Source organism: Streptomyces sp. NPDC014733 (assembly GCF_043083385.1).
In the GTDB taxonomy this organism is placed as follows: Bacteria; Actinomycetota; Actinomycetes; order Streptomycetales; family Streptomycetaceae; genus Streptomyces.
This window is the reverse complement of record NZ_JBIBYO010000017.1, coordinates 20,674-34,681: the sequence shown is the minus strand read 5'-3', so window position 1 is coordinate 34,681 and position 14,008 is coordinate 20,674. Positions and strand designations below refer to the sequence as shown.

At 74.0% G+C, this 14,008-nt stretch carries 11 protein-coding genes; 1 reads left to right on the top strand and 10 read right to left on the bottom strand.

Annotated features, from left to right (window positions below; translation table 11 throughout):
* Nucleotides 1–48 precede the first annotated feature (48 nt).
* The 8 genes from ACF1BH_RS27880 to ACF1BH_RS27845 form a co-directional block, all read right to left on the bottom strand.
* The gene (locus ACF1BH_RS27880) at nt 49–1,794 is read right to left on the bottom strand and encodes an MFS transporter (RefSeq protein WP_391646837.1); all 1,746 of its coding nucleotides are present in this window, start codon (nt 1,792–1,794) and stop codon (nt 49–51) included.
* A 100-nt stretch (nt 1,795–1,894) separates the two neighbouring features.
* Complete coding sequence (gene fbaA, locus ACF1BH_RS27875) at nt 1,895–2,920, bottom strand: class II fructose-bisphosphate aldolase (protein WP_391646835.1); 1,026 nt, start codon at nt 2,918–2,920, stop codon at nt 1,895–1,897.
* A gap of 253 nt (nt 2,921–3,173) precedes the next feature.
* Nucleotides 3,174–3,716 (bottom strand): orotate phosphoribosyltransferase, encoded by a 543-nt coding sequence (pyrE, locus tag ACF1BH_RS27870; protein WP_391646833.1) that lies wholly within the window; start codon nt 3,714–3,716, stop codon nt 3,174–3,176.
* A 52-nt stretch (nt 3,717–3,768) separates the two neighbouring features.
* Nucleotides 3,769–4,605 carry an aldose 1-epimerase gene (locus ACF1BH_RS27865; protein WP_391646831.1) on the bottom strand — a complete coding sequence of 279 codons (837 nt, stop codon included), beginning with the start codon at nt 4,603–4,605 and terminating at the stop codon, nt 3,769–3,771.
* 69 nt (nt 4,606–4,674) lie between these two features.
* The gene (locus ACF1BH_RS27860) at nt 4,675–5,595 is read right to left on the bottom strand and encodes an SRPBCC domain-containing protein (RefSeq protein WP_391646829.1); all 921 of its coding nucleotides are present in this window, start codon (nt 5,593–5,595) and stop codon (nt 4,675–4,677) included.
* 89 nt (nt 5,596–5,684) lie between these two features.
* A complete protein-coding gene (locus tag ACF1BH_RS27855) occupies nt 5,685–7,370 on the bottom strand; it encodes a polyamine aminopropyltransferase (RefSeq protein WP_391646827.1) in 1,686 nt (561 codons plus the stop codon).
* 225 nt (nt 7,371–7,595) lie between these two features.
* Nucleotides 7,596–8,114, bottom strand: a complete 519-nt coding sequence (locus tag ACF1BH_RS27850) for a DUF2617 family protein (protein ID WP_391646825.1) — start codon at nt 8,112–8,114, stop codon at nt 7,596–7,598.
* 470 nt (nt 8,115–8,584) lie between these two features.
* Nucleotides 8,585–8,818 carry a hypothetical protein gene (locus ACF1BH_RS27845; protein WP_391646823.1) on the bottom strand — a complete coding sequence of 78 codons (234 nt, stop codon included), beginning with the start codon at nt 8,816–8,818 and terminating at the stop codon, nt 8,585–8,587.
* 147 nt (nt 8,819–8,965) lie between these two features.
* On the opposite strand from ACF1BH_RS27845, the gene ACF1BH_RS27840 reads away from it, so the two are divergent.
* Nucleotides 8,966–10,150: a pyridoxal phosphate-dependent aminotransferase gene (locus tag ACF1BH_RS27840; protein WP_391646821.1), complete on the top strand. Its 1,185-nt coding sequence runs from the start codon at nt 8,966–8,968 to the stop codon at nt 10,148–10,150.
* Between the two features lie 38 nt (nt 10,151–10,188).
* Here the strand turns inward: ACF1BH_RS27840 and ACF1BH_RS27835 are convergent, their stop codons facing one another.
* Both ACF1BH_RS27835 and ACF1BH_RS27830 read right to left on the bottom strand, forming a co-directional pair.
* Complete coding sequence (locus tag ACF1BH_RS27835) at nt 10,189–11,745, bottom strand: LCP family protein (protein WP_391646819.1); 1,557 nt, start codon at nt 11,743–11,745, stop codon at nt 10,189–10,191.
* Nucleotides 11,742–13,877: a bifunctional polysaccharide deacetylase/glycosyltransferase family 2 protein gene (locus ACF1BH_RS27830; protein WP_391646816.1), complete on the bottom strand. Its 2,136-nt coding sequence runs from the start codon at nt 13,875–13,877 to the stop codon at nt 11,742–11,744. The genes ACF1BH_RS27835 and ACF1BH_RS27830 overlap by 4 nt, the downstream gene beginning before the upstream one ends.
* Nucleotides 13,878–14,008: the final 131 nt, after the last annotated feature.

The window sequence follows — 14,008 nt, the reverse complement described above, 5'->3', positions numbered from 1 at the left end:
GCGCCGCGGCGCTCCCCCGCCGCCGCCTCGTCCGCCCTACGGCTCCCGCTACGGCTCCCGGTCGCCCTCCGGGCCGGGCCGCTCCGCACCGGGGAGACCGGACGGGCCGGGCAGGCCGGACGCCTCCGCGCCGGGCCCGGGCGACACCCCCGGCCCGGGCGGCGTCCCCGCACCCGCCGGCGGTTCCGTCGCCGCGTCCCCCGGATCGAGCGGCGGCGCCCCCACCCCGCAGTGGTACGTGCACTCCGGGTGGCACGGCGCCCCGTGCCGCGCCCCCTCGTGCACCACGCTCGCGCCCCCCGCGGCCCCCGCCGCGCCGGCCGCTTCCGGCGCCGCGGCCGCCGCCCGCTCCGCCGGCTCCGGCTGCTCCTCCGGCACCGCGGGCGCCGGGGGCGCCGTCCGCACCGTCAGGCCGGCGATCACCGAGCCGACCAGCAGCACCCCGGCGCACCACGGCATGGCCCGGCGGAACGCGGCGTCGAACGCATCGGCCGAGCGGTACGCCTGGGGACCCATTCCGGCCAGCAGCGGCAGCGCCGCGATGGCCACCAGGCCCGCCGCCCGCGCCGCCGCGTTGTTGATGCCGCTGGCCAGCCCGGCGCGGTCCACGTCGACCGAGGCCAGCACCGTCGCGGTCAACGGCGCGACCAGCGTCACCATCCCGGCGCCCAGCACCACCAGCGCCGGGAGCACGTCCACCACGTACGACGCGCCGGGGCCCGCCCGCGTCATCAGCAGCATCCCGACCGCGCAGAGCAACGGCCCCACGGTCAGCGGGATGCGCGGCCCGATCCGCTGGCCCAGCTCGCCCGAGCGGGCGGAGAGCAGCAGCATCAGCACCGTGGTCGGCAGCAGCGCGGTGCCCGCCGCCAGCGCCGAGTACCCGCCCACCACCTGGAGCTGCACCACCGCCAGGAAGAAGAACCCGCTGAAGGCGGCGTAGACGCAGACCGTCACCGCGTTGACCGCGCTGAACTGCCGGACGGTGAACAGCTGCGGCGGCAGCATCGGAGCCGCCCGCCGCCGCTCCACCTCGACGAACGCCACCCCCAGCAGCAGCCCGGCGACGCCCGGCACCACCACCCCCGCCGACAGCCCCCGCTCCGGCGCCGCGATCAGCGCATACGTCACCCCGCCGAGCGCCAGCGCGCCCAGCACCGCCCCCGCCACGTCGAACCCGCCGCGCGCCGCCGCCCGCTCCCGGGTCTCCGGTACGCACCGCAGCGCGATCGGCACACAGACCAGGGCCAGCGGCACATTGAGGAAGAAGACCCAGCGCCAGCCCGCGCCGTCCACCAACCAGCCGCCGACGAACGGGCCGATCGCCGTGGCGACGCCGCCCAGCCCGGACCAGGCGCCGACCGCCCGGGCCCGGTCGTCCGGCCGGAACACCGCCTGGATCAGCGCCAGCGACCCCGGAGTGAGCAGCGCCCCGCCGATGCCCTGGAGCGCCCGCGCGGCGATCAGCACGCCCGACGTCGGCGCCAGCCCGCACAGCAGTGACGCCACCGCGAACCACACCACCCCGACGAGGAAGATCCGCCGCCGCCCGTAGCGGTCCCCCAGCGCCCCGCCCAGCAGGATCAGCGAGGCGAGTGTGAGCATGTACGCGGTGATCGTCCACTGGAGCACGCCCAGGTCGGCGTGGAGATCGTCGCCGATGTGCGGCAGCGCGACGTTCACCACCGTGCTGTCGAGCATCGCCATGCCCGACCCCAGGACGGCGGTCAGCAGCACCCACCGGCCCTGCGGCGAGACCAGGCGGACGCCTCCGGGCGGACTCGGCATCGTCATACCGCGAGCATGCCCACGTTCGGCCCCGGATTCCCGCCGGACATGCGCGAGGGCCCCGCACCACCTGGGTGCGGGGCCCTCGCGCGGACGAGGTGTCAGCTCACTTCCGCAGCGTGGTGCCCGTGGACCGCAGGTCCGCGCACGCCTTGGTGACCCGCGCGGCCATCCCGGCCTCGGCGAGCTTGCCCCAGCTGCGGGGGTCGTAGACCTTCTTGTTGCCGACCTCGCCGTCGACCTTCAGCACACCGTCGTAGTTGCGGAACATGTGGTCCGCGATCGGGCGGCTGAACGCGTACTGGGTGTCGGTGTCGAGGTTCATCTTGACCACGCCGTTCTCCAGCGCGGTGGCGATCTCCTGCTCGGTGGAGCCGGAGCCGCCGTGGAAGACGAAGTCGAACGGCGACTGCTTGCCGTACTTGGCGCCGACGCCCTCCTGGAGGTCCTTGAGCAGCTCGGGGCGGAGCACGACATTGCCCGGCTTGTAGACGCCGTGGACGTTGCCGAAGGAGGCGGCCAGCAGGTAGCGGCCCTTCTCGCCCAGGCCCAGCGCCTCGGCGGTGCGCAGCGCGTCGTCGACGGTGGTGTACAGCTCGTCGTTGATCTCGTGGCTGACGCCGTCCTCCTCGCCGCCGGTCGGGGTGATCTCGACCTCAAGGATGATCTTGGCGGCGGCGGCCTTGGCCAGCAGCTCCTGGCCGATGGCGAGGTTGTCCGCGAGGGTCTCGGCCGAGCCGTCCCACATGTGGGACTGGAACAGCGGGTTCTGGCCCTTGGCGACCCGCTCGGCGGAGATGTCGATCAGCGGGCGGACATAGCCGTCCAGCTTGTCCTTGGGGCAGTGGTCGGTGTGGAGCGCGACGTTGACGCCGTACTTCCCGGCCACCACGTGCGCGAACTCGGCGAGCGCCACCGCGCCGCTGACCATGTCCTTGCTGTACTGGCCGCCCAGGAACTCCGCACCGCCGGTGGAGATCTGGATGATGCCGTCGCTCTCCGCCTCGGCGAAGCCGCGCAGCGCCGCGTGGAGCGTCTGCGTCGAGGTCACGTTGATGGCGGGGTAGGCGAACTTGCCCGCCTTCGCCCGGTCGAGCATCTCGTTGTAGATCTCGGGAGTTGCGATGGGCATCTGTCCGCTCCTTGTGAAGTACGGGTATGCGTTTAGGCCCTGACCAGGGGGCGACGACCTCGCCGTCCTCATCTTCCCAGACGGCCCGGATTGCTCGGCATCCCCCGCCGTGCCGGACATGCCAGGGGGTGGCCGTTTCACGTGAAACGGCCACCCCCCGAAGAAAACCACTGGTCAGCGGGGTGACGCAGGGACGGGCCCGGCGCCACCCACCGTTTGCCGGCCGCCCGCGCGGCGGGCCGGCGGACCTGGCTCAGGCCAGGCCGAGGTCACCGAGACGGTAACCGGTGAGGTACGGCAGACCGGCCTCGGCGATGGCGTCGGCGGCACCGCGGTCGACGATCGTCGCGACCGCGACGACCTCGGCGCCCGCCTCCCGGGCCGCCTCGACGGCGGTCAGCGGCGAACCACCGGTGGTCGAGGTGTCCTCGACCACCAGCACCCGGCGGCCCTTGATGTCCGGGCCCTCGATACGGCGCTGCATGCCGTGGGTCTTCTGCGCCTTACGGACGACGAACGCGTCCAGCCGGCGGCCGCGCGCGGCGGCGGCGTGCAGCATCGACGCGGCGACCGGGTCGGCGCCCAGCGTCAGACCGCCGACCGCGTCGAACTCCAGCTCCGCGGTGAGGTCCAGCATCATCTGCCCGACCAGCGGCGACGCCGCACCGTCCAGGGTGATCCGGCGGAGGTCGATGTAGTAATCGGCCTCCTTGCCGGAGGAGAGCGTCACCTTGCCGTGCACCACGGCCTTGTCCTTGATCTGCTGCAGCAGCGCGCCGCGTACGTCCTCGGTCATGGCCACGAGCTTAAAGGTGCAGGCCCCGGGCGCGGCGGCGGGCCGGGCGCGGTCAGCCGAGCGTGCGCCAGCCGAAGGTGGTGGAGACCTCCAGCGGATCGATCGGGGTGACCAGCCGCGGCAGCGAGTTGAGGCCGTTGGGCGGGCCGGACTGCGGCTCGACGCAGACCGCCGCCTCCTGCTCGTCGTAGACCACGACCCACTCGGTACGGCCGGTGACGGTCAGCTCCAGGCGGCCGGGCCAGGTCACGGTGGCCTCGACGCCGTCCGGCATCCCGAAGCAGTCGTCCCAGGGGCCGGGCAGCGGATCGATCCGGCGGCCGGTCGGCAGATGGTCCGCGCCGCGCTCCTCCTGCCACGCCGCGTCGAAGGACAGCTCCACGGGCGCGCCGCCGCCGTCGAGCTGCCGCACGAACCACGGGTGCCAGCCCGCCTGCGCGGGGAACGAGTCGGCCGCCGCCTCCACCCCCAGCGTCAGCGTCAACGACCGGCCGTCCTCGGCCAGCTCCACGACCTGCGTGACGGTGCCCGGGTACGGCCAGGGGGCGGCCGGGTCGGCGAGGTCGTAGGTGAAGACGGCGGAGCGGGCGTCGCGGCGGGCGGTGCGCCAGCGCAGGTCGCGGCCGGTGCCGTGGATGGCGTGCGGCGGGGCGTTGACCGGCATCTGGTGCAGCTCCCCGCCGTTGCGGAACCGCCCCTGGTCGATCCGGCCGCACCAGGGGACCATCGGGAAGCAGCCGTACTTCGCGCCCTGCCGCAGCAGTTCGGTACCGCCGACGCGCAGCCCGGAGAGGCGGCAGCCGTTGTCCGGCTCGACGTCGACCTCGGCGTCGCCCGCGGTCAGCCGTACGACGTTCTGCCGTGCCTGTGTGGTGTTGTCCGTACTCACACCGCCCGACCCTAGGCGATACCGTCCCGGGCGCCGCGGAGCGGCCGCCCCCGGGGACCGGGCCCGGTGTCAGCGGCGGCGGCGCAGCGCCCGGCCGAGGACGACCGCGCCCGCCAGCACCACGGCGGCGGCCGGGGCGGCCCAGCGCAGCGTCGCGGAGGCGGTGTGGGTCTCGGGCGCGGGCACCGGTGCGTACCGGCCGCGCGGCGGGGCGTGGTCGACCTCCTCGGCGCTGCGGCCGATCATCGTCCGCCGGGCGTGCGCGGCTTCGGCGGGCACCTCGTCCTCGTCGTCGCCGAAGTCCTGCCCGTCGTAGGTCTGCCCGTCGTAGTTCTCCCCGTCGACGACGGCGTCCGGGCCGGAGCCGGGGAGCGCCGCGTCGTCGTCGGAGCCGGTACGGTCCGCGCCGTCCGCGTCCGGCGGCTGGTCTGCCTCCGGGGCGTCCTCCGCCTCCGGGTCGAGGGACGGCGGCGGGATCTCGGTGTCGAAGACGGAACCGCGCGGGCGGTCACCGGCGGGAGCGCCGGAGCCGTCGGGCCCCTCGCCCTCCGCCACCGGATCCCGTGCCACGTCCGCCGCGAGGTTCTCCGCGAAGCGGTCCAGCAGGCGCCGCCCGGCCGTGAGCGCGGTCTGCGCCTCGGCCTCGGCCAGCCGCCCCTCGCTGCGGACCGTTCCGGTGCAGCTCAGCGTCGTACCGGAACCGTCGGCGGGCGACAGGCGGACGGAGAGGGTGACGGCGGCGGACCCGGCGCCGCGCGCCTCCGTGCCCTGCGCCTCGACCGTGACGTCGGCGTCCGCCGCGCCCGGCGAGGCGACCGTCAGCGCACCGCGGTAGGTGATGGTGGAGCCGCCGATCCGCAGCCGCAACCGGCCTTCGGGGCGTGCGGCGTCCGCCTCGGCGTCGAGCTGGGCGCCGGGGACGCAGCGCGCGACCCGCACCGCCTCGCCGAGCGCCCGCCGGACGGTCCCGACGGAAAGCGGAACGTACATCTCATGCTCCATGGCATGGCAGCCTACCCAGCGCCCCCGGGCACGTACCCGCAGCGGTGCGACTTTCCCGGCCGCCCGGAACGCCGCGCTCAGCCGTAGCGCGGGTGCATCAGCGTCGACGGCGGCAGCCCGTCGATCCGGGCACCGGACAGCGCCCGGACACCGCCCGGCAGCGTGGCGCGGACCGCGGACGGCAGCCGGGACGCCGGCGCCGGGTCCAGGTCGCGGGCGCGGTGCCCGGCCAGGATGAAGCCCCAGTACCCCACCCCGGGGGCGGCCCGCCCCGAGCCGCCGCCGCGCACCGGGCGGGCGCTCTCGCCGCCGCGCCGACCGGGCGCCTCGTACGGCACCGTCGCCAGCCCCGCCGACCGCAGCGTCGCCTCGACCGTCCAGAACACCCGGGGCCGCGCCTCGGGCGGCGCGGCGTGCACCGCGAGCCGCCCGCCCGGCGCGAGCAGCCGCGCCACCAAGCCGTAGAACTCCTGGGAGTAGAGCTTGGTCCCGGCGGTCATCCGGGGATCGGGCAGATCGGAGACGATGACGTCGTACGGGCCGCGGCAGCGGCGTCCGCAGCGGGCGCTCGCGGCGCGCAGCCAGTCGAAGGCGTCGGCGGTGACGATCCGGACGCGCGGATCGTCCAGGGCGTGGCGGTTGAGGACGGAGAGACCGGGGTCGGTGCGGGCCAGATCGCTCACGCCCGGGTCGAGTTCGACGACGGTCACCGAGCGGACCGCGCGGTGGCGCAGCACCTCGCGGACGGCCAGCCCGTCGCCGCCGCCGAGGACCACGACCCGGCCGTGCGGACCACCGGCGAGGGCGGGGTGCACCAGGGCCCGGTGATAGCGGTCCTCGTTGTCCGCGCTCACCTCCAGCCGGCCGTCCAGATAGAGCGCGAGCGGCCCGCCGGAACCTTTCCTCCCGTGTCCCGCACCGGCCTCGCGCGCCGCGCCGCCGGTCATCACCACCTCCTGGACGCCGGTCTGCACCACGACGCGGGCGGCCGATCCGTACACCGCGTGCCGGGCCGCGCGTTCGAACGGGGTGACCAGCAGGACGGCCACCCCGAGCAGGACCAGGACCAGTGCGTTGACGGCCAGCAGACGGCGGCGGGCGCGCTGTGTCAGATCACGGCGGAAGAGCCACAGGACCAGCGCGCCGCCCGCGACGGCGTTGACCGTGCCGGTGGCCAGCGCGCCGGTGAGCTGGCCGAGCACCGGCAGCAGCAGGAACGGGAAGGCCAGCCCGCCGACGAGGGCGCCCACGTAGTCGGCGGCGAAGAGGTCGGCGACCGCGCCGCCCGCGTCCTGCTGCCGCACCCGCTGGATCAGCGTCATCAGCAGCGGCACCTCGGCCCCGATCAGCACCCCGATGACCAGCGAGAAGCCGACGAGCACCGAGCGGGACTGGCCGAACCAGGCGAAGCAGGCGTACAGCGCCATCGCCGAGCAGCCGCCGACCAGCGCGAGCCCCGCCTCGATCGCGCCGAAGCCGACCGCCGCCCGGCAGCGCAGCCGCTTGGCCAGCAGCGCCCCGAGGCCCATCGCGAAGACCATCACCGACAGCACGACGGAGGACTGGGTGACGGAGTCACCGGTCAAGTAGGAGGCGAGGGCGACCAGTTCGAGTTCGTAGACCAGACCGCAGGCCGCGCAGACGAAGACCGCGGCGAGGACGAGCAGCCGGCCGGGCCCGGACCGCACCGGCAGCCGCGCCGGTCGCATGACCTCCGGTGGCCCGTAGGCAGCGGTTGGGGCGGGCTCCTGCGGATCGATCATGAAATGAACGCTACGTGACGATTCCGTGCGTATTCGTCACCCACAAGAGTGCAGTAGGCCCGCTACACCTGCGAGTTGGGTGGTTGTGGTGCGCAGGGGGCGCTCGTCCGTCGCCGTGCGCGGGGCGGCTGACCCCGGGCGCCGGTCCGCGGCCGCGCCGGACGCCGGGCCGGACGGGGCCGCACCCCGGCCGCCCCGGCGAACCGCCGCACCCGGCCGCCCGTTTCACACCGCGGCGGGGATGCGCACGCCCACTCTCGTCCGGGTGGCGACCAGGCGCCCCTCCTGGGGGTAGGAGTGCCAGGTGCGCCAGCAGACCTCGCCGTGGCGGCGCTGGGCGAGCATCGCGGTGAAGGCGTGGGGTGAACCGGGAAACGTCCCGGCCAGACCGTGGGGATGGTCGGAGACCAGTGCCAGCAGCTCCTGGGCGCGCCCGGCGAACGAGCCGCGGGACAGCGTCTCGACATGGGCGGCGAATTCGTACTCCCACTCGCCGAGGCGCTTGGCGACGCCGAGGGGGAGCGGGGTGCTGCTGCCCGGCATACAGGCGACGGTTTCGGAGCAGGTGCCGCGCTCCTCCTCCAGCAGCACCTGATGGGAGGCCCCCAGCAGCCTCAACTGCACCTGGGCGCCTGCCAGTTGGAGATCGAGAACCGCGAGGGCCGGCAGGGGTTCCCTGCCGAGCGCCCAGGCGAGATCTGATGCACGGGTATCGGTATAGGCCGTTGTCAGGGTCGTGAGCATGGGTCGGCTCCGCAAGCACGCAGTGGATGGGTGGGCCGGTCCGCCCCGGAGAAACATCGGGGAAATCTGTGCCGGCTCGCGCCCACGCGGGATCCGAGAACTGGGGGATTCTCACTGAAGAGGGAATCACGAATGGCAGGCGCCCACAGCGGAATTACCCATGTTCACGGGGTTTCCATCCCTCAGAGGGCCCATCAGATCATTTGTTCAACCGCCAAGCACACAAGGGCTCTTCGTCCGTCGCGGGAGAGGCCGGTACGCGCGGCGGCCCACCCGCCGTACGGCGGTGGCGGCGAAGGCGGTGGCCACGGTGCGTACACGGGCGGGTGGGCCGTGCCAGGCCCGGCGGCCCGGCGGGACGGACGGTGCCGCGGCCGGTGGCCGGCGGCCGTACGGCGCCCCGCGGTGCACACCCCGGCGCGCGCCGGTGCGCCGCCGGGCCGCCCCGCGCCCCGGCCGTGGCGCCCGGCTCAGCCGCCGCAGGACGAGCCGCCGCCACCCCCGCAGGACGAGCCACCGCCGCAGCCGTGGTGCCCGCCGCCATGGTGACCGCCGCCCCCGTGATGCCCCGTACCGGATCCGGAGTCACCCGCGACCCACCAGCTGGAGCCGCCCGCCCGCTTCCCGCCGCCGGAACCGCGGGACGCGGCGGACACGATGCCGAGCACCGCCACCACGATCAGCAGGAACAGCGCCACACCCATCTGCCTCACACTCCTTCCGCTCCCCCGAGCGAGGCTTCCGGCGGCCGCGGGGCGCGCCGGTGGTCCTCCGTGCCGGGCTGATGCCCGACCGCCACTGACTCAAAGCGCAGTTGAGGAAGTCCAGAGGTTCGGCGGAGGATGGCGCGCATGGACCGACCGCTGCTCAACCGCCGCCTGGCCGAATTCGGCACGACGATCTTCGCCGAGATGTCCGCGCTCGCCGTACGGACCGGCGCCATCAACCTCGGCCAGGGCTTTCCCGACACCGACGGCCCCGAGGAGGTCCGCGAGGCGGCGGTGCGCGCCCTGCGGGACGGCCACGGCAACCAGTACCCGCCCGGCCCCGGCATCCCCGAACTGCGCGCCGCCGTCGCCGCCCACCAGGAGCGCTTCTACGGCCACCTCGGCCTGACCTGCGACCCCGACACCGAGGTCCTGATCACCACCGGCGCCACCGAGGCGATCGCCGCCTCGCTGCTCGCCCTGCTGGAGCCCGGCGACGAGGTCGTCGCGCTGGAGCCGTACTACGACTCGTACGCCGCCTGCATCGCGATGGCCGGCAGCCGGCGCGTCCCGGTGACGCTGCGGCCGCAGCCGGAGTCCGGGACGTACGCCCTCGATCTGGACGAACTGCGCGACGCGATCACGGACCGCACCCGGATCATCCTCCTCAACTCCCCGCACAACCCCACCGGCACCGTGCTCAGCCGTGCGGAGCTGACCGAGATCGCCCGGCTCGCCTGCGAGCGCGATCTGCTGGTCGTCACCGACGAGGTCTACGAGCATCTGGTCTTCGAGGGCGCGCATCTGCCGCTCGCGACGTTCCCCGGGATGCGGGAGCGGACGGTGACGATCGGCTCGGCGGGCAAGACGTTCTCGTTCACCGGCTGGAAGGTCGGCTGGGTGACCGCCGCGCCGGAGCTGCTGGCCGCGGTCCGCTCGGCGAAGCAGTTCCTCACCTTCACCTCGGGCGGTCCGTTCCAGTACGCGCTCGCCGAGGCGCTGGCGCTGCCGGACAGCTACTTCACCGGGCTCCTGGAGGATCTGCGCGCCAAGCGCGATCTGCTCTCCGACGGGCTGCGCGCCGCCGGGTTCGAGGTCTACCGGCCGCAGGGCACCTACTTCGTCACCACCGACATCCGCCCGCTGGGCCACACCGACGGCCACGCCTTCTGCCGGGCGCTGCCGGAGCGCGCCGGGGTCGTCGCCATCCCGAACGCGGTCTTCTACGACCACCAGGAACAGGGCGCGCCCTTCGTCCGCTTCGCGTTCTGCAAGAAGACGGAGGTGCTCCAGGAGGCGGTGGACCGGCTCAAGAAGTCGGCCGCCTGACGGGGTCCGCGCGGGGCGGACCCCGTCAGGGGTGCGGGTCAGCCGGTGACGGTGACCGGCCGGTCCGCGCGGAGTTCGGCGAAGAGGCGGCGCGACTTCGCCTTGTCCCAGACGACGACGCTGCCCTTCGAGGTGCCCACGCCGAAGCCGGAGACGGGCACGTTGAGCTGCTTGCCGCGGCCCGAGGACGCGTCCTGCAGCGCCTCGAAGAGGCGGGTCAGCCGGGGCAGCCCGGTGGCCGAGTCGACGATCAGGGTCTTCAGGCCCGCGCCGGCGGTGCCGACGAGGGCGGACGGGTTGAGCAGGACGTCCCGGGAGGCCGCCTTCGCGGCGAGGGCGGCCAGGAACTTCCGCTGGTTGCGGGAGCGCCCGAGGTCGCCCTGTTTCTCCTGGTGGCGCTGGCGTACGAAGGCCAGGGCCTGGCGGCCGGAGAGGGTGTGGCAGCCGCGGGTCAGGTCGAGGCCGGACTTCTCGTCCGTGACATGCCGGTTCACGCACATGCGCACCCCGCCGACCGCGTCCACGATGCCGACGAAACCGGCGAAGCCGATCTCGGTGTAGTGGTCGACGCGGAGGCCGGTGTTGGACTCGATGGTGCGGACGAGGAGTTCCGGTCCGCCCAGGGAGAACGCCGCGTTGAGCTTGTTGCGGGCCGGCCGGTGGTGGATGCCGGTGCGCGGGTCGACGTAGCCGGGGATCACCACCCAGGAGTCGCGCGGGAGGCTGGTGATCGTGGTGCCGTGGGCGCCGGTGTGCAGCACCATCATCGAGTCGGTGCGGCGGCCCTCGGCGTCGATACCGGACCCGGTGTGCAGGTCCTCCGCCTGTTTCGCGGAGAGCCCGGCGCGGCTGTCGGAGCCGACGATCAGATAGTTGGTGCCCTTGCCGGGGGCGGGCCGGCCCGGGAGCGCGGACAGGTCGACCGTGCTGTCCAGCCGGGAGTCCGCCCAGGCGTAGGCCCCGGCGCCGCCGCCCAGCGTCAGGACGAGCAGCACACAGCAGGCCCGGACGGCGCGCCCGACCCGGGACCGGCGGCGGCGCGAGGGCCGGCGCACCCGCCGGGGGGCCCCGGCGACCGGTGGCGCGTCCGGCAGCACGGCGTCCGCGTCCGCCGGGTCGAGCGGATGCGGCTCGGGCAGCTCCGTGACCTCGGCGTCGTGCGGTGCCGGATGCTCGGGCGCGTACCCGCCGTGCTCCGGGCCGTACGGCACGAGGGCGTCGGAGAGGTGTGCGTCGGGCGCCGGGTACGCCTCGTACACCGCGTGTTCCGGGGCGTACGTGGTCAGCGGATCGGGGGCGTACGCGCCCAGCGGATCGGGGGCGTACGCCGTCAGCGGTTCGGACGCGTAGCCGTACGGCTCGGGGCGGTGGGGCGCCACGGGCCGCGGGGCGTGGGCGGTCCGGTCCGGGACCGGGTGCAGCGGGTCGGCGGTGGGGCCGTACCCCTGGTCGTACCCCGGTCCGTACTCCTGGTGCCCCGCGACGTGGGGGTTCGCGGGCCACGGGACGTATCCGGTGGTGGGGGTCGTGGGGATGAGGGGATCGGTGGGGGGTGGTGGGGTCGTGGGGGGTGTGGGGGGATACAGGGTCGTCACCTCGTAACGGTCAGACTGCGGCGGTCGTGGGGTCCGCCGATGTGCTGGGCCGCCGCGGCGGCCGTACCGGAGCGGTGCATGCGCTGCCACTTCAGCCGGCTGCCGGTCACGAAAGCGACCACCGACTGGAGGACGACGAGGTACATCAGCTGCCGGTAGACCAGCAGTTGGAAGGGGAGCGCCCACAGCGGACGCCGGGATTCCCCGTCCAGCCGTAGCGCGTACGCCGCCACGGCGATCTGCACTGCCAGGAACCCGAACCACGTCACGACCGACTTCACCGGGCTGTCCGTGAACAGCACGCTGTAGAGCATGAAGACGTCGATGACGGGGGCGAGCAGCGGCAGCAGTACCTGGAAGAGGAGGAGATACGACAGTCCGCGGCGGCCGAAGCGGCCGGCGTGGCCGACCTCCCGGACGGCGCGGCGGTGCTTCCACATGGCCTGGAGCGTGCCGTAGCACCAGCGGTAGCGCTGACGCCACAGCTGCCGCAGGGTGGTGGGCACCTCGGTCCAGGCGATGGCGTTCTCCTCGTAGACCACCCGCCAGCCGGCCCGCCACAGCGCCATGGTCAGGTCGGTGTCCTCGGCGAGGGTGTCCTCGCTGAGACCGCCGACGCCCATGAGCGAGTCGAGCCGGAACGCACCGATCGCGCCGGGCACCGTCGGCATGCACTCCAGGACCTCGAACATCCGGCGGTCGAGGTTGAACCCGAAGACGTACTCCAGGTGCTGCCAGCGCCCCAGGAGGCGGGTGCGGTTGCCGACCTTGGTGTTGCCGCTCACCGCGCCGACCGCCGGATGGGCGAGCGGCTGGATCAGACGCTCGATCGCGTCCGCCTCGAAGACGGTGTCCGCGTCGACCATCACCACGTACGGGGAGCGGGTGTAGGCGAGACCGTGGTTGAGGGCGGCGGCCTTGCCGGTGTTGGGCTGGCAGAGCACCTGCACCCGCGGGTCGCGCTCCGCGTACCCCTCCGCGATCTCCACGGTGCGGTCGGTCGACCCGTCGTCGATGACGATGATCTGAAGCCGCTGGTGGGTGGAGGCGAGGAGCGAGCGCAGGGTGGTGCCGATGCCCGCCTCCTCGTTGTACGCGGGGACGAGGACGGTCACCGGGTCGGTGATCTGCCGCAGCCGGGGCGCGCCGGGCCGCTCCCGCTCCAGCCGTCTGACGTGCGCGCGGGCGAAGAGCACCAGCGTGAACAGCCGGATCAGGCCGAGCGCGGCAGCGATCGTCAGCACCCAGGTCAGGGCGGAGACGGAGCTGCGGCCCAGCTGCTGGAACCAGATCAGCGCGGTGCCCAGCCAGCGCTGCGGTGCGCCCACCTCGGTCATGGCGGGCTCGGTGGCGCCGGTGCCCGCCGAGATGGTGGTGAAGCGGCGGGCGGCCGGGTCGGCCAGCAGCTGCTGGGTCTCGCGGTAGGCGAGGGAGGTCAGGCTGAACTGCCGGACCAGGCCGTGGGCGGGCTTGCGGCCGGAGCGGTCCGCGGCGACCAGGGTGTAGCCGTGCTCGGAGGCGCGCTGCGCCGCGGGCCATTCGGCGCCGCACAGCGTGGCCACGGTCGTGGTCATCGGCATCCGCAGCAGTTTCGTCCGGAAACCGTCGGCCCCGGCGAACGCGCCCTGGGTGAGCCGGAGTTCGAGGGCGCGGCGCACCCCCGAGGCGTTGCCGAGGTCGGCGCCGGTGTAGGAGTGGGAACCGATCTCGTGTCCCTCGGCCCGGATCTGCCGGACGAGGTCGGGGTACTGCGCGGCGTCCGCACCTTCGAGGAAGAAGGTGGCGTGGGCATGGTGCTTCTTCAGCAGGGCGAGCAGCCGCGGGGTCCAGTAGGGGTCGGGGCCGCCGTCATAGGTGAGGGCGACGGTGCCGGCGGGCATCGAGGTGGAGCGGGCACCGTCGCCGTTGACGGTGAGGACGGGTCCGGCGTCCGCCGCCGCGGCGGGTACCGGCCGGGTGCAGTCCTGTTTGGTCTTGGAGCCGTCGACCTCGTTCTCGGTCCAGCCCTGGAAGAGCAGGGCGCCGAAGAGGACGGGCAGGGTGAGGGCGAGGAGAAGCCAGTGGGCCCGGGGATCTCTCGCCTGTTTGTGGCGGGCGGCGCCGTTACCGGTCGCTCGGGAGCGGGCCGCCATCAGCGGCGGACATCGGGACTGTGCGGGTCACCGGCGCCGTCCGATCTGTTCCGGTCCTGCCGCGGGGCCCGTATTCGCCACCTGGTCTCCACTGTCCGTTCACGCATGGCAGGGGAGTGTATCCGGGCCCT

Bases quoted from the DNA above. Each gene is read 5' to 3' on its own strand.
- fbaA (WP_391646835.1), bottom strand. From the start codon at position 2,920: ATGCCCATCGCAACTCCCGAGATCTACAACGAGATGCTCGACCGGGCG.
- pyrE (WP_391646833.1), bottom strand. From the start codon at position 3,716: ATGACCGAGGACGTACGCGGCGCGCTGCTGCAGCAGATCAAGGACAAG.
- ACF1BH_RS27845 (WP_391646823.1), bottom strand. From the start codon at position 8,818: ATGGGTGTGGCGCTGTTCCTGCTGATCGTGGTGGCGGTGCTCGGCATC.
- ACF1BH_RS27880 (WP_391646837.1), bottom strand. From the start codon at position 1,794: ATGACGATGCCGAGTCCGCCCGGAGGCGTCCGCCTGGTCTCGCCGCAG.
- ACF1BH_RS27830 (WP_391646816.1), bottom strand. From the start codon at position 13,877: ATGGCGGCCCGCTCCCGAGCGACCGGTAACGGCGCCGCCCGCCACAAA.
- ACF1BH_RS27860 (WP_391646829.1), bottom strand. From the start codon at position 5,595: ATGTACGTTCCGCTTTCCGTCGGGACCGTCCGGCGGGCGCTCGGCGAG.
- ACF1BH_RS27855 (WP_391646827.1), bottom strand. From the start codon at position 7,370: ATGATCGATCCGCAGGAGCCCGCCCCAACCGCTGCCTACGGGCCACCG.
- ACF1BH_RS27850 (WP_391646825.1), bottom strand. From the start codon at position 8,114: ATGCTCACGACCCTGACAACGGCCTATACCGATACCCGTGCATCAGAT.
- ACF1BH_RS27840 (WP_391646821.1), top strand. From the start codon at position 8,966: ATGGACCGACCGCTGCTCAACCGCCGCCTGGCCGAATTCGGCACGACG.